The 21792-nt window shown below is 54.5% G+C and carries 20 protein-coding genes; 8 read left to right on the top strand and 12 right to left on the bottom strand.

The annotated features are described in order from the left end of the window. Positions 1 to 175 precede the first annotated feature (175 nt). Positions 176 to 1774, bottom strand: a complete 1599-nt coding sequence (locus WKR14_RS17440) for a TerC family protein (protein ID WP_101052742.1) — start codon at positions 1772 to 1774, stop codon at positions 176 to 178. 546 nt (positions 1775 to 2320) lie between these two features. Between WKR14_RS17440 and WKR14_RS17435 the strand changes: the two genes are divergently transcribed. From WKR14_RS17435 to WKR14_RS17405, 7 genes are all read left to right on the top strand, one after another. Next, positions 2321 to 2935 (top strand): CDP-alcohol phosphatidyltransferase family protein, encoded by a 615-nt coding sequence (locus tag WKR14_RS17435; RefSeq protein WP_101052744.1) that lies wholly within the window; start codon positions 2321 to 2323, stop codon positions 2933 to 2935. 25 nt (positions 2936 to 2960) lie between these two features. Then, the gene (locus WKR14_RS17430; RefSeq protein ID WP_339087048.1) at positions 2961 to 4730 is read left to right on the top strand and encodes a bifunctional alpha/beta hydrolase/class I SAM-dependent methyltransferase; all 1770 of its coding nucleotides are present in this window, start codon (positions 2961 to 2963) and stop codon (positions 4728 to 4730) included. Continuing rightward, positions 4730 to 6115, top strand: coding sequence for a phosphatase PAP2/dual specificity phosphatase family protein (locus WKR14_RS17425; RefSeq protein ID WP_339087047.1), 1386 nt, complete (start codon positions 4730 to 4732; stop codon positions 6113 to 6115). The genes WKR14_RS17430 and WKR14_RS17425 overlap by 1 nt, the downstream gene beginning before the upstream one ends. Continuing rightward, a complete protein-coding gene (locus WKR14_RS17420) occupies positions 6108 to 6536 on the top strand; it encodes a hypothetical protein (RefSeq protein ID WP_101052750.1) in 429 nt (142 codons plus the stop codon). The genes WKR14_RS17425 and WKR14_RS17420 overlap by 8 nt, the downstream gene beginning before the upstream one ends. 19 nt (positions 6537 to 6555) lie before the next feature. Continuing rightward, the gene (locus WKR14_RS17415) at positions 6556 to 7194 is read left to right on the top strand and encodes a lysophospholipid acyltransferase family protein (protein ID WP_025889733.1); all 639 of its coding nucleotides are present in this window, start codon (positions 6556 to 6558) and stop codon (positions 7192 to 7194) included. After that, positions 7191 to 8114: a phosphatidate cytidylyltransferase gene (locus tag WKR14_RS17410; RefSeq protein ID WP_025008904.1), complete on the top strand. Its 924-nt coding sequence runs from the start codon at positions 7191 to 7193 to the stop codon at positions 8112 to 8114. The genes WKR14_RS17415 and WKR14_RS17410 overlap by 4 nt, the downstream gene beginning before the upstream one ends. Before the next feature lie 99 nt (positions 8115 to 8213). Then, positions 8214 to 9071, top strand: coding sequence for a pirin family protein (locus tag WKR14_RS17405; protein WP_339087762.1), 858 nt, complete (start codon positions 8214 to 8216; stop codon positions 9069 to 9071). Positions 9072 to 9122: 51 nt separating this feature from the next. Here WKR14_RS17405 and WKR14_RS17400 read toward each other — a convergent pair whose 3' ends face one another. From WKR14_RS17400 to WKR14_RS17355, 10 genes are all read right to left on the bottom strand, one after another. Beyond that, the gene (locus WKR14_RS17400) at positions 9123 to 10154 is read right to left on the bottom strand and encodes a site-2 protease family protein (RefSeq protein WP_226564997.1); all 1032 of its coding nucleotides are present in this window, start codon (positions 10152 to 10154) and stop codon (positions 9123 to 9125) included. A gap of 111 nt (positions 10155 to 10265) precedes the next feature. Further along, positions 10266 to 10628, bottom strand: a complete 363-nt coding sequence (locus WKR14_RS17395; protein ID WP_224866057.1) for a DUF4144 domain-containing protein — start codon at positions 10626 to 10628, stop codon at positions 10266 to 10268. 103 nt (positions 10629 to 10731) lie between these two features. Then, positions 10732 to 12402 carry a FapA family protein gene (locus WKR14_RS17390; RefSeq protein ID WP_339087046.1) on the bottom strand — a complete coding sequence of 557 codons (1671 nt, stop codon included), beginning with the start codon at positions 12400 to 12402 and terminating at the stop codon, positions 10732 to 10734. 311 nt (positions 12403 to 12713) lie between these two features. Continuing rightward, positions 12714 to 13748 carry a class I SAM-dependent methyltransferase gene (locus WKR14_RS17385; RefSeq protein WP_101052897.1) on the bottom strand — a complete coding sequence of 345 codons (1035 nt, stop codon included), beginning with the start codon at positions 13746 to 13748 and terminating at the stop codon, positions 12714 to 12716. Positions 13749 to 13871: 123 nt separating this feature from the next. Next, positions 13872 to 15188 (bottom strand): alkaline phosphatase, encoded by a 1317-nt coding sequence (locus WKR14_RS17380; protein WP_286998468.1) that lies wholly within the window; start codon positions 15186 to 15188, stop codon positions 13872 to 13874. Between the two features lie 7 nt (positions 15189 to 15195). Continuing rightward, positions 15196 to 16155, bottom strand: coding sequence for a glutathione synthase (gshB, locus tag WKR14_RS17375; protein ID WP_109248596.1), 960 nt, complete (start codon positions 16153 to 16155; stop codon positions 15196 to 15198). A gap of 43 nt (positions 16156 to 16198) precedes the next feature. Then, complete coding sequence (gene rsmE, locus WKR14_RS17370) at positions 16199 to 16930, bottom strand: 16S rRNA (uracil(1498)-N(3))-methyltransferase (protein WP_109248597.1); 732 nt, start codon at positions 16928 to 16930, stop codon at positions 16199 to 16201. Between the two features lie 18 nt (positions 16931 to 16948). Further along, positions 16949 to 17704: an endonuclease gene (locus WKR14_RS17365; RefSeq protein WP_373296779.1), complete on the bottom strand. Its 756-nt coding sequence runs from the start codon at positions 17702 to 17704 to the stop codon at positions 16949 to 16951. A gap of 95 nt (positions 17705 to 17799) precedes the next feature. Next, a complete protein-coding gene (locus tag WKR14_RS17360; protein ID WP_339087045.1) occupies positions 17800 to 18369 on the bottom strand; it encodes a SprT family zinc-dependent metalloprotease in 570 nt (189 codons plus the stop codon). A 71-nt stretch (positions 18370 to 18440) separates the two neighbouring features. Continuing rightward, entirely contained in the window at positions 18441 to 19589 is a 1149-nt protein-coding gene (locus WKR14_RS17355) for a hypothetical protein (RefSeq protein ID WP_101052771.1), read from the bottom strand. Between the two features lie 269 nt (positions 19590 to 19858). Here WKR14_RS17355 and blaOXA point away from each other — a divergent pair, with 269 nt between their 5' ends. Further along, positions 19859 to 20728, top strand: a complete 870-nt coding sequence (gene blaOXA, locus WKR14_RS17350) for an OXA-55 family carbapenem-hydrolyzing class D beta-lactamase (RefSeq protein ID WP_339087044.1) — start codon at positions 19859 to 19861, stop codon at positions 20726 to 20728. 104 nt (positions 20729 to 20832) lie between these two features. Here blaOXA and WKR14_RS17345 read toward each other — a convergent pair whose 3' ends face one another. Next, complete coding sequence (locus WKR14_RS17345) at positions 20833 to 21744, bottom strand: LysR family transcriptional regulator (protein WP_339087043.1); 912 nt, start codon at positions 21742 to 21744, stop codon at positions 20833 to 20835. Positions 21745 to 21792 lie beyond the last annotated feature (48 nt).

Below are 21792 nucleotides of genomic sequence, written 5' to 3'. Positions count from 1 at the left end.
GTTCACGGCTTGGGTTTGTCTAATTATTCACGGACGACTACTTAAGTTTGGGAATTGTCTGATAGAGCCGCAGCGCCCGAAAGAGTTAGGTGATCAACAAGTGAGGGGGATAGGCTGGTTGTAGTAAAACAGCGCCGATAGCCGCAGATTTGGCTTGGCTATCGGCGCTTGTGGATCAGGTTTCTGCCAGTGTTGGATAGGGGCCTTCGCTGGCAGGGCTGTTGTCAGTTTGCTGCTCTAGATGGCTTATTTTGACTTCGGCTATCTGGTGTTGATTCATCGCCGTTACCTCAAAGCGCCAGGGCTCTATAGTCAGCACGCAACCTGCTTCCGGGATCCGGCCAAAGCGCGCCAGCAACATGCCCGCCAGGGTGACGTACTCGTGATTATGGCTCTCGAGTTCGTCGCAGCCCAGTAGCTTCTCCAACTGATGCAAATTTATACTGCCGCGAGCGCGCCAACCATCACCATCGATGCGGATCTCTTCGGCCTCATCTTCCTGAGGCAGTTCGCCGACTATGGCTTCGAGAATGTCGTGGCCTGTGACCAGTCCCAATAGCGCTCCGAATTCGTCGGTGACCAGTGCCATGTCGGCCTTGGCGCGTTTCAGCTCTTCCAACAAACGGAACACACTGATGCTTTTCGGCACTATTACCGGCTTGTGGCCGGGGCGCAGACTCTGCAGCGGCCGTTGTTGTTCTATGACTGCCAGCAACTCCTTGGCACTGACCAGCGCCACGACCTTGTCTATGTCGCCGTCACACAGGGGATACTGGCTGAAACTGTCGCTAAGCAGTTGCTGTTTTATCTGCTCGGGGCTGTGGCTGAGGTTAACCCAGCTTATTTCGGCACGCGGCGTCATAATGCTCTTGATGCTGCGCTCGGCCAGAGTCAGCACTTCACCGACCATGTTGCGTTCATCTTCACCAAAGCACTTGCTCAGGGCGCGCTCGTCTTCGGGCAACTCTTCATCTTCTTCAATTTCTTCAAACTGCTTCTTGCCGCCCATCAACTTGAAGATGGCGTTGGCTGTCCTGTCCCTCAAGGGTTTACGGGCCTCACGTTGTTCGAACCTGCGTTGCCCCAACTGGTTGAAGAACTCGATCATGATGGAGAAACCTATGGCGGCATACAGATAACCTTTGGGAATATGGAAACCAAAGCCTTCGGCCACCAAGCTGAAACCTATCATCAGCAGGAAACTGAGACAGAGCACCACTACGGTTGGGTGTGCGTTGACAAAGCGAGTCAGCGGTTTGGAAGCCAGCAACATCACAGTCATGGCCACCACTACGGCTGTCATCATTACCCAGAGCTCATCCACCATACCGACCGCGGTAATGATAGAGTCGATGGAAAATACCGCATCCAGCACCAGTATCTGGGTCACAACTATGCCAAAGCCGGCGTAGGCGACTTTCTGGCCAATTTCCGGCTCTTTGGACTCCAGCCGTTCATGCAGTTCACTGGTGGCCTTGAACAGCAGGAACAGCCCCCCGGATATCAGGATCAGATCCCGTCCGGAAAAACTGAAATTGGCAAGGCTGAATAAAGGTTGGTTGAGGGTGACCAGCCAGGACACCACGGCCAACAGGCCAAGGCGCATCAACAGAGCCAGCGACAGGCCTATGACCCGGGCTTTGTCTCTTTGATGTTGAGGGAGTTTTTTAACCAGAATGGCAATAAATACCAGGTTGTCTATGCCGAGAACTATCTCGAGGATGATAAGGGTAAAGAGTCCGATCCATATGTGTGGGTCGAGCAAAAGTTCCATAGTGGTGAACCAAGGGTCTCAAAGTGGGTTTAACTTGAGCCTATTGCAGCATAACTTGGGTGGAATGCTGAATTAATTTTGGTTAATCCTTTTTGAGCATAATAGAAGGTGAGTGAAACACTATGTCTACACCATCCTGGGCGCGGGGCTGTGTTTGGTTGTCTGAAACGCTAGTCTGCTTAAATTATTAAAAGTATCAATTTGTTGTATTTATTTTGGTTGAATGAACGTCAGCGCTGGCTATTCCAAATGCCTATTGGGGCTTGGCAACTTGATTGGGCCATTCATGGCTATCTATCAGCTGGAACATTTGGCTTTAACCCTAAAGCCAATCGAAGCAGAGAATCAATAGACTGGATACAGAGAGGTGCAGTGGCATTTTCCCCTTGTCGGAGGCGTTGCGGTTGAGTCGTGATTCAGCCGCGGCTTTTTCCCTCAAGCACTTTGAAGCATATTAAAAATCAGGCATAGTGCACTTTGGTCATTTGCGCGAGATTCAAGGATGACTGTGAGAACTTTTCTTTCTCGATTAGGATGTTGTAGCCAATGAGTTTGTCTGTTTATCAGTTGAAATCCCGCTTTCAGGACCTACTGAGGCCACTGGTTACCCGTCTGTATCAGCGCGGCGTCAGCGCCAATCAAGTCACGGTATTGGCGGCGCTGGGTTCTATACTGCTGGGAACCCTGTTGCTTATCTGGCCTCATCCTTGGCTCTTTGCCCTCATCCCGATTTGGATGCTGAAAAGAATGGCGCTCAATGCCATAGATGGCATGTTGGCCCGCGAGTTTGGGCAGCAATCTCGTCTCGGCGCCTACCTCAATGAGCTCGCCGATATTGTTTCGGATGCGATACTCTATCTGCCTTTTGCCTTGCTCGGTGGTGTGGAACCTGCGCTGGTGATCGCCCTGACCTTACTGGCCATTGCCAGTGAATACGCCGGGGTGCTCGGCCTGATGGTGGGAGCCGAGCGCCGCTATGATGGCCCCATGGGCAAGAGCGATCGCGCGTTTGTCTTCGGTATTCTGGGGCTGGCCGTCGCCTTGGGTTGGTTGACACCATTCTGGCTCAATTTGATTTTGTCATTGGTTATCCTGTTACTCTGCCTGACCATATTCAATCGGGTAAAATCCGGTTTGAAGCAGGGTGAGAGCGCAAGTTAAGTTGTTTATCAAAGGAATGAATTATATGGATAATGCCGCAAGGGTACCCGAGGAACACTTTTTTACTACCCATGATGGATTCCAGCTGTTTTATCGTTTCTGGCCGGCGCTGGAAACCAATGAACAAGAGGATCCCGGGGCCGTGTTGCTGTTTCACCGTGGTCATGAACACGGTGGTCGAATGGCGCACCTGGTGGATGAATTGGCGCTGCCTGAGCAGGCTTTTTTCGCTTGGGACGCCCGTGGTCATGGGCAATCACCGGGCGCCAGAGGCGACAGCCCCTCCTTCGGTACCAGTGTCCGCGACATTCAGACCTTTGTGGAACACATAGAGCGCAAACATGGTTTCAGCCAAGAGCAGCTGTGTGTGGTGGCCCAAAGTGTCGGCGCCGTGCTGGCCAGCACCTGGGTGCATGACTATGCGCCTTCTATTCGTGCGCTGGTGCTGGCGTCGCCGGCCTTCAGCGTCAAGCTCTATGTGCCTTTTGCTATCCCTGGGCTCAAGCTGCTGAGGAACCTCAAGGGCAACTTTTTCGTCAACAGCTATGTTAAGGCCAAGCTGTTGACCCATGACCCCGCCAGACAATACAGCTTTGAGACTGACCCACTGATCGCCAGGCCGATCTCGGTCAATGTGTTGTTGGGACTCTATGATGCCGCCGAAAGGGTGGTGGCCAATGCCCAGGCGATTACTGTACCGACTCAGGTACTGATCTCGGGCGCCGACTATGTGGTTCGGCGCCAGCCGCAGCAACAGTTTTTTGAGCGTTTGGGTTCCCAGCGTAAAGAATTGCACCTGCTGCCCGGTTTTTACCATGACACCCTGGGAGAGCTGGATCGGGCCGACCCGATAGCCAGGATCAGACGCTTCCTGCGGGCCAATATCGCCTCGCCACAGGCGGCTGTGAATTTGTTGCAGCAAGATAAATTCGGCCCGAGCTGCGCCGAAAGTGAATCGCTCGCCGCCCCTCTGCCCGAGGCTTCCTGGCAGGCCAAATACTGGCAAGCCACCCGCGCAGTGATGAAACTGGGGGAGAAATACTCAGAGGGTATCGCCCTGGGTTTCGAGCGCGGCTTCGACTCGGGCAGCACCTTGGACTATGTCTATCGCAACACCCCCTCCGGCAAGGGGGAGTTTGGCCGTTTTGTCGACAAACAATATCTCAATGCCATTGGCTGGCGCGGCATACGCCAGCGTAAACGCCATATCGAAGAGTTGCTGGCGCAGGCGCTGTCGACGCTGAGAAAGGAAGAAAAGCCGCTGCATTTGATGGATGTGGCCGCCGGACATGGCCGCTATCTGCTGGAGAGCCTGGCGAACAGCGATATCAAGCCCGATTCTGTGCTGCTGCGTGATTACAGTGATATCAATATCCGCGACGGCCGCGCTCTCATCGATGAGCTTGGCCTCAGTGACATAGTACGCTTTGAAAAGGGCGATGCCTTCGACTTTGATTCGCTGGCGGCGGTCGAGCCCAAGCCAACCCTGGCGGTAGTCTCCGGCCTTTACGAGCTGTTTGGTGACAATGAGATGGTGTCCCGCTCCCTGGCGGGTATTGCCGCGGCGCTGGCGCCCGGAGGCCTGCTTATCTACACGGGCCAGCCCTGGCATCCGCAGCTGGAATTCATCGGCCGGGCCCTGACCAGCCACAGAGACGGGCAGCCTTGGGTGATGCGTCGCCGCAGTCAGCAGGAGATGGATCAACTGACCAAAGCCAACGGTTTTCACAAGTTGACTCAAAGAGTGGATGAGTGGGGCATATTTACCGTGTCCATGGCGCGTAAGGCCGACTGATGCCTGAGCTGCCCGCCCGTCGACGCGAGGTCGGCACCATTCGCCGGGGCCTGCTTTGGCTGGCCTTGTTGGCACCGTTTTTCTTTGCCAGCTATGGTTTTGCCAATTGGTATGCCTCGCAGCAAAGTGAGGTTCCCAGTCTGGTGTTTTCCTGGGAGCACGCCATTCCGCTCTGGCCCTGGACCATAGTGCCTTACTGGTCGATAGATCTTCTCTACGGCCTGGCGTTTCTGCTCCCCCTCAGCCGCAAGGGGATAGACAGACTGGGGCTCAGGCTGCTGAGCGTACAGCTTCTGTGTATCGGCTGTTTTCTCATCTGGCCACTTAAATTCAGTTTTGAGCGCCCGCCGCTCGACGGCGTTTTTGGTGGTTTGTTCGATCTCCTGATGGGGTTTGATAAGCCTTTCAATCAGGCGCCCTCTTTGCACATCGCCCTCTTGGTGGTGCTCTGGAGTGAATACAGTCAGCGGGCCAAGGGCGCCTGGCGTTATCTGCTCCACGGCTGGTTTGCCTTGATTGGCCTGTCTGTGCTGACAACCTGGCAACATCATTTTATCGACCTGCCCACAGGGCTGGCGGCCGGTCTGTTCTGCCTCTGGCTGTGGCCACGACATTCGTTCAGCCGCTTGAGTTTGGCGAGGGAACCTTGCAGGCTCAAGCTGGCAGCGGCTTATGGCGTGGGCGCCGTCTTGCTGCTGCTTGCGGCCTTGCTCTGGCCCATGAGTCTCTTTGGCATGCTGCTGTTTTGGCTGGCCTTGGCGCTGGCCATGGTGGCGCTCAATTATCTCCTGTTTGCCGCCGCGGGTTTTCAAAAGAGTGAGCTGGGCCATCCCAGCTTCGCCAGTTGCTGGCTGTTGTTACCTTATCGTTTGTTTGCCTGGCTCAATATCCGTTTCTGGACCGCTGGCCAGGTGGCGGCGCAAGAGGTGCTGCCCGGGGTTTGGCTCGGGCGCATGCCCACCATGAGTGAAGCGCAGCAATATGATGCCATATTGGATCTCTGCGCCGAGTTGCCCTTTCCCTATTCGGGCAAGGCCTTGCTGACACCCGCTCGGGGGATGACCGAAGGCAAGCTCAAATGGTATCAGCCCATGCCCATGCTGGATTTATGCTTGCCGGATGAACAGGACTGCCTGGAAGCGGTCAGGCGGCTCGAGTGTTTGCGCACCTCAGGTACTCTACTGGTATGTTGCGCCTTGGGTTATGGCCGTAGCGCCCTGGTATTGGCGGCCTGGTTGCTGCTGAGCGGTCGGGCCGGCAGTGCCCTGGATGCCGCAAGGATGATTGCCGCCGTCAGACCCAAGGTGGTTTTCAAGCCAGAGACTCTGGCTTACCTGGAGCGGCTCAAGTCCGGTTTTTGCCCGCCAGAGGTGCAACATGCCTGAGTCGCAGCAGCGGGATCTGGCAAAATTGGTGGCCACTTTATTGGGCAATGCCGCGCCGCTGCGCTGGTTCAGTGCCGTTTTGATGTTGGCACCTTTGCTGCTTCTCTGGGGCGGCAAGCTTCAAGGATGGTCGGAACTGCTCAGCGCCCTGTTGATGGTGCTTTTCGGGCTGGGCGGACAGTATTTTGGCCTTAGAGTGGCGCTGGATGCCAAGCTGTTTGCCGCCCTGGCAGGGGAGCATTCCTGCGAACGTCTGGATCACAGCATGCAGCAGCTCGGCTGGCTTAAAGAAGAGCAGGCCGGTCGCAGTATGCTGCAGCGCGCCCAAGGGGCGCAGGCGCTGCTAAAGCGTCTGTTCCTCTGCTTTGCCGGGCAGGCCGCGGCGCTGATGTTGTTACTCGTCTGGCGCTTTTTCCTGTAAGAGGAGTTTACCCTTATCTATGGATACCTTAATCGGCTGGCTCGCGGGATTGACCGCCTTTGGGATCACCTCGGCCGCCAGGTTGGTCACAGGTGCCCGTGCCCTGTGGCTTGGCTGCCGCGCCAATCACAATCAGCGGCTCTACTTTGCCAATCACAGCAGTCACGGTGACTTTGTGTTGCTGTGGGCATCACTGCCTGCCTTGCTGAGACGCAAGACACGTCCGGTTGCCGGCGCCGAGTATTGGCAGAAGACGGCGCTGAGGCGCTTTATTATTCAGCGGGTATTCAATGCCGTGCTTATTCCAAGAGAGAGCCATGGTGAGGGCAATCCCTTGGCGCCGGTGGAAAAGGCGCTGGCCGAGGGCGACTCGCTGATCTTCTTCCCGGAAGGAACCCGTAATCTGAGCGAGGCGCCATTGTTGCCGTTCAAGAGTGGAATCTATCATCTGGCACACTCGCGCCCGGATCTGGAGCTGATCCCCGTGTGGATTGCCAACCTCAATCGCGCCATGCCCAAGGGGCGTTATCTGCCGTTGCCGCTGCTCTGCACTTTGAGTTTTGGCACGCCTATCAAGCTGCAGCCGCAGGAAACCAAGGTGGCCTTTCTCGAGCGTTTGCGTTTGGCACTATTGGCGATGTCACGGGAGGAAGTATGAACCAGACACTGTGGTTGTTTGCCGGTATAGGCCTGTTGCTGGTGGTAGCGACCCTGATAGGTCGTTTGCTGGCCTGGCGTAAGGGCAACAACGCCGTTATTGCCAACCTCAATGCCAGAATCGATGCCTGGTGGATGATGGTGCTGGCCATAGGTATCGCTTTCCTGTTCGGACTCTATGGGGTGATATTGCTGTTTGCCCTGGTATCTTTCTATGCGCTCAGGGAGTTTTTAACCCTGACACCGACCCGGGCCAGCGATTATCCGGCCCTGGTCGCCGCCTTCTATTTTGCCTTGCCGGTGCAGTACCTGCTGATAGCCATCCATTGGTACGGCATGTTCAGTATCTTTATTCCCGTGTATCTGTTCCTGCTGATGCCGATTCTGGCAGCACTTGGCGGCGATACTACACGTTACCTTGAGCGTACCGCCAAGGTGCAGTGGGGGCTGATGATAGCCGTCTATTGTGTCTCGTCAGTGCCGGCGCTGATGACCTTGAAGATTGAGGGCTATGAAGGGCGTAACTTGCTGCTGATCGCCTGGCTCATTCTGGTAGTGCAACTCTCCGATGTGCTGCAGTATTGCTGTGGCAAGCTGTTTGGCAAACGCAAGGTGGCACCCAAGCTGTCGCCCTCCAAGACCCTCGAAGGCCTGGTCGGTGGGGTGTTGCTGGCGACGCTGGTGGGTACCTCGCTGTTCTGGATCACCCCATTCACCCCCTGGCAAGCGGCAATCATAGCTTTACTGGTGAACCTGCTCGGCTTTGCCGGGGGACTGGTGATGTCGGCCATCAAGCGTGACCGCGGCGTCAAGGATTGGGGCCATATGATAGAGGGGCACGGCGGCATGCTGGATCGGATGGATTCTGTCTGTTTTGCTGCGCCGGTTTTCTTCCATGTGGTGCGCTATTGGTGGGTATGACCTTTCTATAAAGTCGAAGACTCATAGCGGATAAATGCGCTTTTTGTTGTTATTTGTCGGCAGTAAGCTGGGGCTATTCCAAAGTGAAGGAGCCCAATGATGAAAATATTGCAAATACTGCCGGCGCAACCCACCTCTGACGGCGATGGGGTCAATATCAGCCGGGTCGCCGATTTTCAGGCTCTGGCGCTGGATCCTTATCTGATGCTGGATGAGATCCGCTCCGACGATGAACGCGATTATCTCGGCGGTTTTCCGCCGCATCCCCACCGCGGTATGGAAACTTTTACCTATATCCGCAAGGGCGGCTTTGAGCACAGGGATCAACTGGGCAATGTCCGCGCCATCCGCGAAGGCAAGGTGCAGTGGATGAGTACCGGCCGCGGTGTGGTCCACTCCGAAATGCCGTTGGCCGATGCCAAAGAGGGGCTGCATGGCTTTCAGATCTGGCTCAATATGCCGGCCAAGGACAAGATGCGGCCGCCCAGGTATCAGGACAGCGCAGCCGATGAACACCAACAGCTTGAAACTGACGGCGCCAGCCTGAGACTGCTGGCCGGTGACTGGCGTTTCGCCGGTACTGAAGCCAGTGCTCCCTTGACCGGGTTGGCCGGCGATGCGGCGATTGCCGATTTGACGCTGGCGCCGGAAGCCCAAGCCGAGTTGGAACTCAGTCATCTGGGGCGACTGGCGCTCTATCTGCACAGTGGTGAATTGCAACTGCCGGATGGCAAGCAACTGGCCGCCGGTAATATGTTGCTGCTCGACAGTCGTTATCCTCTCGAGCTGCAAGCCGGTCTCAAGGGCGCGGGTCTGCTCATTCTGGCCGGTAACCCCATTGGTGAGGCCGTGGTGCAGATGGGGCCTTTTGTGATGAATACCCAGGCGGAGATCCTGCAGGCCATTCGTGACTACCAAAACGGTGATTTCGGTGAGATCCCATCCGGTTCCGTTTAACTGATATAGGCTACAGACGGCTGCTTTGTTGCAGCCGTTTGCCATATTGCATCAGCTCTGCAATATCTTGAGTGGCAATCCCAGCATATCATCTCCGCTACCCGCCAGATGCCAGATAACCCCTACCAGGGCCGCCACGGTTAACAGATACCAGATAAGGGAAAACACTTGCCCATACCTGTCCAGCGGCAACAGATGGCTTTGATGACGCTGTTTCCACTCAAACAGAATCTCGGCGCTGCCTATCAGCAACAGGAACCCCAGCAGCGCTAGCCCCAGGCTGTAGCTGATAAATACTCCGATGGCGGCACCGAGAATACAGGCGATAAGGCCGATGGCGCTGTTCATTGAAAAGCTGATGCTCTTGAGAATATGTCCGCCGTCCAGCGGCAGAATTGGCAACAGGTTGAACAGATTGAGTAAGGCGTTAAAGGCCGCCAATCCGGCAAAGAAGGGATTGCCCGTGATCCAGTAGGCCACGAGTGCCGCCAGGGACATTAACAGGCCAAAGGTTGGCCCCATGATGGAGATCACCACATCTTGCCAGCGGGTGTTGATCTTCTCATCGGACAAGGCCAGGCCGCCCATAAAGGGAATGAGGTAGATACCTTTGGTTTTCATACCAAAATACTTCATCGCCCGGATATGGCCGTATTCGTGAAACACCAGACAGGCAATAAGGGCAAGGGCAAACTGCAGTGAAAACAGCCAAGAATAAGCGGCAATACTGGCCCCGGCCAGTACGACCTTGATCACCTTGGCGCTCTTGAGCAGTTTGAAGCCCAGAGACACCAGCCCCACCAGACTCAGTTTCTGCTGTTTCACCGGCGCTATGTCCGGTGTTTGCCGCTCAATATCTTTGCTGTTGCGCCTGCCTTCAATCGTGACTTGTTCATCGATGAGCAAACGATAGCTCAGCTCAAAGGGTTGCCAGTTGAGCTGGGTTTCCAGGCGTACCTTGATGCTGCTGCCATCGGTGCGACTAAGACTGAACTCATGGCGGCCGCTGCCTTGGTCATTGGCGCTGGCGGCTTGTTGTGATACCAATTGGTTATCCCAAAAGAGTTGCTGCCAACCTGCCATGGAACCTTCCAGCCTCAGAGGCTTCCCTAAGCAATCTATTTTCAGAAGTTGCAAATCTATGACTCCGGTGAGAGAAAACGCGCCGATTATACCCGTGGGCGCAGGGCTTTGTCAGAGATTGTCGAGATAACGCACCATCTCCAGCCCTTGTGGAAAAGTGATAAAGGCCAATTTGGCCACGCAGCAGCTGCCGAGCGCGGCGGCGTGCTTTTGCACCAACAGCTTGAGATCTTTGAGTTCGAGTCGAGACTGGCTAGGGCCTATTTGCGGCAATGAGGCCAGCACAGGTTCGTTGCTGCGAGTGGCTGGAAGTATGGGATAGCATAAGCCGCCGGAATCTATCAGTTGGTCGCCCTGGCAACTCAGGTGTTGATGCAGGCAGATATACTCCAACCAGTCTCTTTCATTCTCGAGGAACAGGAGTTCGTCTGAATCTGCCGGTTTTAGAATGGCGGGCCAGGTGGGCTGTGTCATAGGGGCTCCACGCATAAGCTGTTCCCGATACCATAACACAGTGACTTGGTGTTGCTATGATTTCTTCCCGGTCAGATTGAGCCATAGCCGTAAGGCTTTGAGGTTAACCGCGATTGCTGTAATCGAAGTGGATTTCTCCATTTTGGTTTTCAATCACGCAGGGGCCGTGTTCCCTTTGAGTGCGCTGCTGTGCCGGGCCTATGTGAATTTCCACATTGGAGTAGACATGCTTCAGGGCTTCGACAAAGTAATGGCGATAGTAACCTTCAGTTTCCGCCTTCAGAAGATCGAGTTCGGTTTCTTCCCGCAGCCGCTCATCATCGACACGATGTTTCTCTTGCAGCATCATTTTGATCTGTTCGACCATGGTAGGATCTGTTTGCCATTCACTCTTGGGCGGCAGTTTTCTCAGCCGGGCTTCCATCTCCAGCCCGGCTACTACCAGAACCCTAACACTCTCTTCGAGTTCTTTGAGGTTTTGGCGGTATTCCCCCAAACGCATGGCGCAGAAGAGATCTGTCTTGGTATCGGCTGTGGCGCCTATGGCGACGGCCTTGATACCTTTTTCTGCCTTGGCTATTCCGCCCACCAGGTCTCCGCGACGGCCGTTGGCATCGCTGACTATCAGTTTGCCATCGGTGCAACTGTAGCTGTGCAATAGCTGCTTGGTTACCAGAATATCGCCTTGGCACTGAAGATCAGAATATTGCACAAACTGGGCCGAAATCTGCCCTTTGGCTCTTATTTGGGTCGATAGCTCATTGGTGCGGATCTGCCGACCTATAATCCCCTTGCTGATGGTGATATCTCCCTCTGCCGTCAGGGACGCCGAGTCGACAAAGCCCATCACAGTGATATCACCACTACTCTTGACCTGCATCCCTTCATGGACGTCGCCACTGATAAGGATACTGCCCTTGAAGTCGACGTTGCCATAGCCCACGTCGACATCTTTTATCTGCAGCACATCGTCCACCTGCATGCCGTTGCGGATCTCCACCGGCTGACCGGCTACAGTGGCGATAAGCTTATTGCTGTCTTTGGCGCTGAGTTCTGTACCTTTACCTACCACCATCTCCAACTCTTTACCTGGCTTGGCCGGCAGTACTTCACCGAAGACATTGTAGCCTGGGGTACCTTGGGTGGCGGGGATCTTCTCCATCAAAATATCGCCGCTATTGACCATGATGACGGCGCCCAAGTTACGCATATCCACAGTGCCATCCTCCCGCTCCTGAGGGTGCAACAGGCGTTCACGGGCCAGGGGGACTTTGCGATCCAATTTGGCATGGCTACCGTTCACTGCGGCCTTGCCACAGGCAATTATGCCTTCTATGGTTTCACCGGGTTTACTCTGCTTCAGGCGTTTGAGCATGGTTTCTATCTTGATTTTCGATAGTCCCATGCAGATCTTATCTTCCTTGAGACGGCGAAGAATGTCCGGCAGGGTGATCTCTTTACCGCCCCAGGCGGCGGTAAGGGTCATGGCGGCTTGCATCTTATCCTTGCTCGGCTGGAGTGATATCTGGCCGTCACGACGCTCGGCTATCTGAAAAAATTGCTCGAATTGGCCATCTTCTTCGGCATAGAGCTTGTTGATCTCTTTGACGGCTTTAACAATTTGACTGTCCAGGGGGTAAAGCTTGGCAAAGTCAGGTAATGCCAGCAGATGACGAATGGCTTCCTCGGTAACGGGACCATGGGTTTTGGGGATGAGCCTCAGCTCGGCAAATTGCATGTTACTGCTGAGTTCAACGAGATCCGGCGCCAGCATATTAGAGTATCCAGGTTAGTTATACCTTTCCTTTGGAGCTTGAATATGTTTGCCACTCGAGTAAGAAACTGTTTGTCCATGGTGTGTGCCATGACATAACAGGAAAACAGGGGCTCTTATCGACTGAGTCAACTCCTGTGCGGAACGGTACTATTATTATTTTTCCGACTGCTATTGAGTATAACAACATAAGCTCGCCGAAACGAAGCCTGTTGTTAACATCCCATTAGCAGTTATTCAAAAGATAATAGCCCTGAATACTTATAAAAATCTTTGATCTCTTAGCGAAAAGTTACCAAAATTTTTCGGCGTTACTTTTTGTCACTGGTATTCCGGTAAAGCTTGTATTTGTTGTTTTCGGCGATGACATTCACCTTGCCGAAATGGGCCGCTATTGTGTCGCTGTATGGCAGGTGACGATTGGCCACTATCTGCCATACTCCTCTGTCTGTGAGTTTTTTGGCGCTGTCGGTGATAAAGCTTTCGGCAATATGGGTAGTTGCCGCCAAACCATCGTGAAACGGCGGGTTGGAGATGATGGCATTGAACTCGCCCTGGGTGGCGCTCAAGCCATCTGATGGATAGACCTTGGCGCTAAGGCCATTGGCCTTTAGGGTCAGCTCACAGGACAGCAGCGCCATGGCATTGATGTCGACACATTCCAGGCTCAGCTCCGGCTGGGCCTTGAGCAGGGCGGCGGCAATCACTCCGGCGCCGCAGCCAAAGTCCAATACCCGGCCCTCAAGCTTGGGCAGATGGGACAACAACAGCTCTGTGCCCAGATCCAGACGTTTTTCACTGAATACTCCGGCCATATTGCAGATTTGCACATCCCCTTGGGGAGTGGGCAAGCTGTAATGACTGACATAGGTCTCAATATCCAGCGCAGTTGGGCTGGCGATGGCCTCGGCGGCAAACAGCAGGCAGTGACGGGCGTTGTCCAGTTTGATCGGATTGCTGAACCAGTGACTTTGCTGCTTGGCAAACGACTTTATCCCACCTTTGTTTTCCCCTATGACCAGCAGCTGGCCTCCCGGTTGCAGGTGCAGCGCTGCCAGTTCCAGCAGATAAGCAAGCAGCGGCTTGGCCTTAGGGTAGTAGACCACAACTGTCTCGAACCTGTCAGTATGGGGCAACTGGTGGCCAAAGTAACAATGAAGCTCGGCCTTGGCTTGCGACTTAAGCTGTTGGAAGTGATTGAAATCCAGCGCCAGGGCATCGACTCTGGGGCACAGGTTCAAAAGCTCTCTGGCGCAGCTGTCGCTTTCATGGTTGAGCAGCAGCAGGCTTTGGCCTTCAAAAAGCGCACTGTTGCGCAGCAGTAATTGCGATGGCGGTGTCAGCAACATAGGAGAACTTCCAAGGATAAAATCTGCTGCGCATTATAGCCAATCAGTGGTGGCAGCGGGCAAGCGTTATAGTCAGCAAACATAAAAAAGCGGCCGCAGCCGCTTTTTTATGGTTAAGCATTATTGAGCAGCCCTTTGCCCCTTGGGCAGTAGGCTTATCAGTTTGGAGGCGATATCCGTGTTGTCCTGGTTGCCGATAAACAGTTCGGCGCCCGGGCCTGTGGCAAACACCTGCACATCTGTGCCGGTATGGCCGCCAGTGGTCCAGCCTGTATTGGAGCGGCGATCTACTTCCTGTTTGATAGCGCTGGCCAGCGTCTCTTTGCCTTGCATTCTGGCCTTGGTCAACTGCTCCAGCAACGCCGGTTCCAGCTCAAAGCCCAGGCCTTGAGCCAGCGGTGCTTGCCAGTCTTCTGCGGTCAACGCCGCGGCGGCCAGGGTATCAATACTGGCAGACAGCCCCTTGAGCACCTCTGGATTCCAGGCATATTTGCCCTTGCTGCCGATGGAGAGACCGCCGGTATTGTGATCTGCGGTGGCCACCATCAGGGTATTGGGGTTTTGGCGCACGAACTGCTCGACCACTTCCATGGTACGGGCAAATTCATCCATCTCCGCCATGGCAGCGGCGATGTCGTTATTGTGACCGGCCCAGTCGATCAGGCTGCCTTCGACCAGCAATACAAAGCCGTTGTTGTTTTGTGACAAGAGCTCCAGCGCCTTGCCTGTCATGGCGCTGAGGCGATGGCCGTTCTTGTCATCCAGCACCCAGGGCAATTGCACTTCGGCAAACAGGCCCATTACCTTGGGCTGTGTGATACTTTCAAGCGCGCTGAACTCCTGCAAAATTTGATAGCCCTTGGCATCAAACTTGGCCAGCAGCTCCTGATCGAAGTATTTCTGGCCGCCCCCCAGCATCACATCGGCATCCGTCTCCAGATACTTGTTGGCCAGCTCGACATAGTTTTTTCGACTTTCGCTGTGAGACAGAAAGGCCGCCGGCGTGGCGTGATTTATCTGGGAAGTGACCGCCACTCCTGTGCTCATTCCCCGCTGCTTGGCCTTTTCCATTATGGTCGGGATGGGTTGCTTTTGGGTGTCGACCGAGATAGCGCCGTTATAGCTTTTCACCCCGGTTGCCAGCGCAGTTGCCGCGGCGGCCGAGTCAGTGACATAGCCGCTGACTCTGGCGGGGTAGGTACTGGCCATACCGACCAACAGGCGATCGAATACCGTCTGTTCTATCTCTTCGGTATCCGGGTTGTCATTGAAATACCGGTAGGCGCTGGTATAAGCCGGCCCCATGCCATCACCGACCATGATCACGATATTTTGGGGTCTGGAAGGGGCGGGATTGGGCAACTGATTGGCATCGGCTGCCAGTGGCAGCAGCAATGTCAGACCCAGCAATGCGCCCGTGAGTTGGCTCAGTTTCATCAGAGTCTCATCCTTGTTGTTTTTGTTGCAGTCTTTGCTCAATGGCATTCATCAGCATGCCGGTGATATTGACATCGAAAGCCGCTTCAATCTCTTTGATGCAAGTGGGGCTGGTGACATTGATTTCGGTGAGCTTATCCCCAATCACATCCAGACCGACGAAGATCAGGCCGCGCTTTTTAAGCTCTGGGCCCAGGGCTCTGGCGATGGCCCAGTCACTTTCTGACAGAGGCTGGGCAACACCGCTGCCACCGGCCGCCAGGTTGCCGCGGGTTTCGCCTTTCTTGGGGATCCGCGCCAAACAGTAGGGCACAGGCTCGCCGTCGATGACCAGAATACGCTTATCGCCCTTGGTGATTTCGGGAATAAATACCTGGGCCATGGCATAGTTTTGGCCGTAGTTGGTCAGGGTTTCTATAATAACCCCCAGGTTGGGATCGTCCTGCTTGACCCTGAATATGGATGTGCCGCCCATACCGTCAAGCGGCTTGAGGATCACATCGCCATGTTGGGCATGGAAAGCGCGTAACCGCTGCGGGTCACTACTGACCAGTGTGGTGGGGGTAAACTGGCTGAACCAGGCGGTAAACAGCTTTTCATTGGCATCACGCAGGCTCTGTGGCTTGTTGACTATTAATACCCCGGCCTCTTCGGCGCGCTCCAGCATGTAAGTGGCATAGATATATTCGGTATCGAACGGTGGGTCCTTACGCATCAGAATCACATCCAGCTCCTTGAGCGGCGTGTCGGTTGCTTCACCCAACTGATACCAATCAGTGGGATCTTCCTGAACCTTGAGTGGCCGCATCTTGGCCCAGGCTTCACCCTGCAGCAGCGCCAGATCCTGCATCTCCATATAGAAGATCTCATAGCCGCGGGACTGCGCCGCCAACAACATGGCGAAGCTGGAGTCTTTCTTGATGTTGATATCTTTGATGGGGTCCATCACTATGCCGAGCTTGATCATGATGCCTTTCCTTTATTCGTTACGCCCACCGGGCGGAAAATGGTTAACCCAGATCGCCGAATCTGAGTTGCAATGCGGTAATGGCGGTTAGTGCCGCGGTTTCGGTGCGCAGTACTCTGGGGCCGAGCAGAACTTCGGTAAATGCCTGGGTTTCTGTCATGGTAATTTCCTGCTCCGACAGGCCGCCTTCCGGACCTATCAAGAGACGCACCTTGTTGTTTGGCAGCTCAAGGCCATTGATGCCGTGAGCGGCTCTGGGATGCAGATTGAGTTTTAATGCCGTCGTCGGCTCGGCGCACCAAGCGGCCAGCTCCATGACGGGTCTCACTTCAGGAACCCGGCTACGGCCGGATTGCTCACAGGCGCTAATAACAATTTTTTGCCACTGCTGCAGTTTCTTTTCTAACCTATCGCCGCTGAGTTTAACGCCGCAACGCTCTGAAAACAGTGGTGTGATGGTGTTAACCCCCAACTCTACCGATTTTTGCAAGGTGAAGTCCATGCGATCGCCGCGGGAGATCACTTGTCCCAGGTGCAGATCCAGGGGGGACTCAGAGGGATTGTCCATGGCAGACAGCACGTGTACATCCACGGCTTTCTTTCCGGCGCTGATGATAGTGGCCGGATAGTCTTTGCCATCACCGTTGAACAGGCTTATCTGCTCGCCGCTGGACATGCGCAGCACTCGGCCGACATGGGCGCTGGCATCATCATCCAATGACAGGACTTGCCCCGCGGTTATCGGGCCTGGGTGATAAATTCTCGGCACTCTCATGCTCTGTGTTCCTTAGGCTTAATGTGTTCTGCCACTGAAGGCACTTTGGCTGCAGGCAGCCTGCACCCATGGGTTGTGATTGCCCTGAGAGGCGGCAATCGCCTGATCTCGTTGGCATTCAATAGTATCAACTGGATAGCTTTTGTCCCAAGCCTTGAATAACTTTAATTGGCTGGAGGCTATCTTGAGCCCATAGGTTTGCTGCATATAAAGGTAGGTTCGGGCGATGCGGCCCCTTGCCTGCGCCGGTGGTTCTGCCTTACGGCCCTTGAAGTCGATGGTCATCTGACACTGGCCATATTGGTTTGGCTTGGCGTTCCACTGACTGAATCTGAAGTTGGATCTGTCGCCATTGACCTCACCCACGGCAGGCACCAGATTGTGCAGGTCGGCCTCCATGCGCTTAAAGGTTTCATCGTTACGGCTGCAGTTCTTGCGACCGCCGTTTTGCCAGCACAGCAACTGATGGCCAAACTCCCAGGCAGGTACTATGTGCTCCCATTCTATGCGGTTGGCGCGGGTTTGCTGTTTGCGGATTTGATAGCCGCAGCTTTCCAAGTCAGGCTGCCATTTCTTGCCTTCCATTTTGATGGCGCAGCCACAGTAGAAACTGACTGCCGGCAGGTTTTGGCTGTAGATAGTCCTGGCGCGTTTTTTGGCTTCGGAAAAACTGCTGGGATGGCTGGGCGATGCCAGCACAGAAGAGGCTGCCAAAAGCAGCGACAGGGCCACAAGCGGCCGCTGAAGGAATGAAATCACGCTGTTCCCTAAAATCATAACTAAGGATGCCGACAGCCGATACTTCAGGTGTCAGACTTAAAATTGTTGCTGCAGATAGTAAAAGAAGCCGCCAGGCTTGGCAACTTGGCTCAGGATGGCTGAGGGCTTAGCAGTTTGCCGCAGCGGCGGCATTGATATTTAGCCTGACCCCGCATGACCTTGTTGTGACGGCGGATGCTTAGTTCCACCTCGCCGCAGCCACACTGATAGGGTAGGGCCCTGGGTTTGACCGAGCTGATATCCATCGAGTGAGTGGTACGCGGCGCCAGGCCATAAATCCGCCGCATCAGGCTCTGCCACTCCTTGCCATGAGGTCGGGTCTTGCCATGCAGTTGGAAACAGAGCAGGTGGCAGATCTCGTGTGGAACCACCTCATGGGTGAAGGTGTGCAGGTTTTGCTCCAGTAGCACTGGATTGAAGCGCAAGCGGTTCTCGGTTGGATGAGCGGTACCGGCGCTGCGGCCTCGCAGGGTAAAACTGACCGAAGGGCGCTTTAGTGCATGCCCCAGCGCGGCCTCCGCCTTGAGATAGCAAAGCTCAACTGCATCGAGCACAGCTAGCTGCGCTTCACTGTCGGCCGGTTGAGGTTGCGGCTCAGACACTTGATGGTATTCAGAAGTGCTGGCGCTTTTAAGGGTTCTGAACAACTGACTCAGCATGAGAAACTCGAATTGGCATGAATTGACGGCGAATAGACAGAGGCGCAACTGCGCCTCTGTTGAATCAGGGATTATAAACTTTTGGCCGCCGCTGTCAGCATGGCTTTGACCTGCTCGACAATTGCCGCTTCGGTATCGGCTTCAAAACCGGCAATGCTCGGGGTATGAATATGCCCGGTGGGAATACGGCTGCCGAGTTGGTTTTGCAGCAGGATAGCCCGGTAGGAGATCTCATTGGACAGGTAACCGCCGCCAGACCCCTCCACCGAAGTGCTGTTTTGCAGTTCGCTCAGGCTGCTTGCCTGAAACTCGCCACGGGAAAGGGTGCTGACAGTATGGTTGTCGTTGACCTTCCAGCGGTCGTTTATACTCTGCATGGCCGCTACCGGCAGGGAGAATTCGACAAACGCTGGGCCATTGAGGGTATCGTTTTCCAGCTTGGGGGGCAGAGGGCGCTGCTTACTGGCGCCGGTGAAAATATTGCGGTTGTCCGGAGCTTCGGCGCTGCGGTTGCGGCCCGGAAAGCGTTCCAGATCGAAGTCGCTGCGCCCCATACTGACAGTGACCACCATGTCGACACTATTGTCGCGGTAAACCGGGGTCAACAGCGACTCTATGATGCCCTCATCAAAGTCGGCGAAACGTACCGGGATCATCACTGTCTCTATCTGTGCCTGACGGCCGTTAACCGAAAAGCGGTAACCATCCAATGCCAGGGCGACCAGACCTGAAGGGTTGCTCTGCTCTATATTGCGATCGAGAAAGAAGGGGTCGAATCCGGTTAGCAGTATCTTGATGCTGGCATCATCCTTAAAGTCGATATCGCTGAAACCTCGGGATGACTTTTCCACCGCCTTGGTCAGTATTTCTCTTTGCCAGGAGGCGATATTGAACTTGGGCGACTGTTTGCCCAGCTCTGCTCGCATCTGCAACCGGCTCCAGTAAAGGGAGCGGTCGTCGCTGTGACCCGACTGCACATCTCTGACCGCCTGTTGCCACAGGCGTTGCCCCTGGTGCGCCACCATCTGGGTCACCTTGAGCTCATCGGTATGTTGGCGGTATTTGGTTACCAAATCATCTGTTAATGCCTGATAGCGCTGGACCACTTGAGGCATTTTTTCGTTGGCGGCAGGCAGGCGATCCTCTTCGACACCGGCCTGAGCCGACAGAGAAACCAGAGTACCCGATAGCAGGGTTATGGCCAGGCTGGGCTTAAACATGGCAGTTCCTTTCGCTTATAGAGTTGTAAAGTTAGGGAAGGTGCGAATAAGTCCTCGTGGCGTTCTCTTTTGTAGAGACTGGCTTGCACAGTCATTGGCTCTCTGCGTTATCCGACCTACCTCAAGTATGCAACACTCGCCAGCAACAGGAAAGCTATCTGTTGCCTTGCCAGATTGTTGCCACAATTGAGCAGGGCTTTGCCAGATAATTATTCATTCCAGGATTGTATGCTTGTTGCTTTGACCGCCGGGAATTAAAGGGGAATGAGATGAATAAAGGTTTGCACAGAAAGCGCCTGAGTAAGCGTTTGCTGCTGCCCATGTTGTTGTGTTTATTGGCTCAGCAAACGCAGGCAGTGGCAGCGGCGCAGACCAAGGTCAGTGAAGTCGGCTCTGAGGTCACGGTCGAGGGTTGGCAAGAGGTACGCCGCTGGGACAAGTTGTTTGAATCTGCAGGTGTTAAAGGCTGTTTGCTGCTTTGGGATCAAAAGCGTTCTTTGGGGCTATCCAACAATCTAAGTCGCGCCGCCGAAGGCTTTATTCCTGCTTCTACCTTCAAGATCCCCTCTAGCCTGATTGCGTTGCAAACCGGGGCGGTGCGCGATGAAACCAGTCGTTTTAGCTGGGACGGAAAAGTTCGGGAAATTGCTGCCTGGAACCGGGATCAGAGTTTTCGCACCGCAATGAAGTACTCCGTGGTGCCTGTGTATCAGCAGCTGGCCAGGGAGATAGGCCCCAAAGTGATGGCAGCTATGGTGCGGCAACTGGAATATGGTAATCAGGATATCGGTGGCCAAGCGGACAGCTTCTGGCTCGACGGTCAACTTAGGATAACGGCGTTCCAACAAGTGGATTTTCTGCAGCAACTGCATGACAACAAGTTGCCTGTGTCTGAGCGCAGCCAGCGAATTGTCAAACAGATGATGCTGACCGAAGCGAGTACTGACTATATTATTCGCGCCAAGACAGGCTATGGTGTACAGCAAACGCCGGCCATAGGTTGGTGGGTCGGTTGGTTGGAGTTGGACGACAATACTGTCTATTTCGCCATTAATCTGGATCTGACCTCCGCAAGCCAGTTACCGTTGCGCCAACAACTGGTGAAACAGGTGCTCAAGCAGGAACTGCGACTGCCTTGAGTATGGCAGGCTTGGAATATAGAGAGCCAAAAAATAAGTCAGAGAAGGCCAACTTGTGTGCTGTATTATTGATTCCTCGCCCTATTTTCATCTGCAAAGATTGGCTACATCATCAAAGATTGCAGCGATTCCTGACTGTTGAAGCGCTTGGTAAAGAAGTCCAGAAATACACTGATATTGGTCGCCAGTTGTCGACGGGAGGAATAGACGCCATAGACCTTGAAGGGCTCTATGGGCCACTCCTGCAGCAGCTGCACCAGGGCGCCACTGGCCAGTTCGTTCTTGCATACCGAATGGGACAACATGGCGATGCCAAAGTCATCCAGCGCCAGTTGCTTGACCATGATGGCACTGTTTACCCGAGTGCGGCGCCTGAAGCTGGCCATGGTTTTGCGGCTACCCTTGCCCAGCGGCCAGATGGGGGCCGAACGGGAGGTACCCAGCAAGATACCATCGTGGCGGGCCAGATCTCTCGGGGTTGCCGGCGTTCCTTTGGACTTGAGATAGCCGGGGCCTGCCACCAGAATCGGCTGACGTTCAAACAGGAGCCTGGCGACAAGATCCGAAGGCTGCAGTGGGCCATACTTGATGGCGATATCATAGCCTTCGCCTACCAAGCCCACATCGGCATCGGTAAACTGTACATCCAGTTCGACCCCCGGATAGAGACGCATAAAGCCGCTGCAGAGATTGGCGATTAACTCTTGGCTGAATGAAACCGGGATCGCAATCCGCAATGAACCGGAAACATCGTTATGGGTATTCTCGATTGTGGCTTTTGCCGCTTCCACTTCGTTGCAGATGCTGTCACAGTGTTGATAAAAGAGCGCGCCCACCTGAGTGAGGCTTATTGAGCGGGTATTTCGTTGCAGCAGACGGACCCCAAGCTGTTGTTCCAGTTGGGCGATTTTTCGGCTAATGGTAGACTTTGGCAGGCCGGTTTCACGGGCTGCCTGAGAGAAGCCTTCTGCTCTGACCACTGCTGCAAATAGGAGCATCCCATTCAAATCTGGCATGTTTTTATTACTGTCTCAAAAATGGAACATAGCGTCTAAGGCAGTTTA

The sequence above is a fragment of the Shewanella chilikensis genome, from assembly GCF_037953065.1.
Classification (GTDB): Bacteria; Pseudomonadota; Gammaproteobacteria; order Enterobacterales; family Shewanellaceae; genus Shewanella; species Shewanella chilikensis.
The sequence above is the reverse complement of the archived record's forward strand: the minus strand, read 5'-3'. Positions and strand labels throughout refer to the sequence as shown.

Excerpts from the sequence above, each read along its gene's own strand:
- WKR14_RS17430 (WP_339087048.1), top strand. The coding sequence starts at position 2,961 with ATGGATAATGCCGCAAGGGTACCCGAGGAACACTTTTTTACTACCCAT.
- WKR14_RS17405 (WP_339087762.1), top strand. The coding sequence starts at position 8,214 with ATGAAAATATTGCAAATACTGCCGGCGCAACCCACCTCTGACGGCGAT.
- WKR14_RS17400 (WP_226564997.1), bottom strand. The coding sequence starts at position 10,154 with ATGGCAGGTTGGCAGCAACTCTTTTGGGATAACCAATTGGTATCACAA.
- WKR14_RS17440 (WP_101052742.1), bottom strand. The coding sequence starts at position 1,774 with ATGGAACTTTTGCTCGACCCACACATATGGATCGGACTCTTTACCCTT.
- WKR14_RS17410 (WP_025008904.1), top strand. The coding sequence starts at position 7,191 with ATGAACCAGACACTGTGGTTGTTTGCCGGTATAGGCCTGTTGCTGGTG.
- WKR14_RS17355 (WP_101052771.1), bottom strand. The coding sequence starts at position 19,589 with ATGTTTAAGCCCAGCCTGGCCATAACCCTGCTATCGGGTACTCTGGTT.
- WKR14_RS17345 (WP_339087043.1), bottom strand. The coding sequence starts at position 21,744 with ATGCCAGATTTGAATGGGATGCTCCTATTTGCAGCAGTGGTCAGAGCA.
- WKR14_RS17435 (WP_101052744.1), top strand. The coding sequence starts at position 2,321 with ATGAGTTTGTCTGTTTATCAGTTGAAATCCCGCTTTCAGGACCTACTG.
- WKR14_RS17415 (WP_025889733.1), top strand. The coding sequence starts at position 6,556 with ATGGATACCTTAATCGGCTGGCTCGCGGGATTGACCGCCTTTGGGATC.
- gshB (WP_109248596.1), bottom strand. The coding sequence starts at position 16,155 with ATGATCAAGCTCGGCATAGTGATGGACCCCATCAAAGATATCAACATC.
- WKR14_RS17360 (WP_339087045.1), bottom strand. The coding sequence starts at position 18,369 with ATGCTGAGTCAGTTGTTCAGAACCCTTAAAAGCGCCAGCACTTCTGAA.
- WKR14_RS17425 (WP_339087047.1), top strand. The coding sequence starts at position 4,730 with ATGCCTGAGCTGCCCGCCCGTCGACGCGAGGTCGGCACCATTCGCCGG.
- blaOXA (WP_339087044.1), top strand. The coding sequence starts at position 19,859 with ATGAATAAAGGTTTGCACAGAAAGCGCCTGAGTAAGCGTTTGCTGCTG.
- WKR14_RS17395 (WP_224866057.1), bottom strand. The coding sequence starts at position 10,628 with ATGACACAGCCCACCTGGCCCGCCATTCTAAAACCGGCAGATTCAGAC.
- WKR14_RS17420 (WP_101052750.1), top strand. The coding sequence starts at position 6,108 with ATGCCTGAGTCGCAGCAGCGGGATCTGGCAAAATTGGTGGCCACTTTA.
- WKR14_RS17380 (WP_286998468.1), bottom strand. The coding sequence starts at position 15,188 with ATGAAACTGAGCCAACTCACGGGCGCATTGCTGGGTCTGACATTGCTG.
- WKR14_RS17390 (WP_339087046.1), bottom strand. The coding sequence starts at position 12,402 with ATGCTGGCGCCGGATCTCGTTGAACTCAGCAGTAACATGCAATTTGCC.
- rsmE (WP_109248597.1), bottom strand. The coding sequence starts at position 16,930 with ATGAGAGTGCCGAGAATTTATCACCCAGGCCCGATAACCGCGGGGCAA.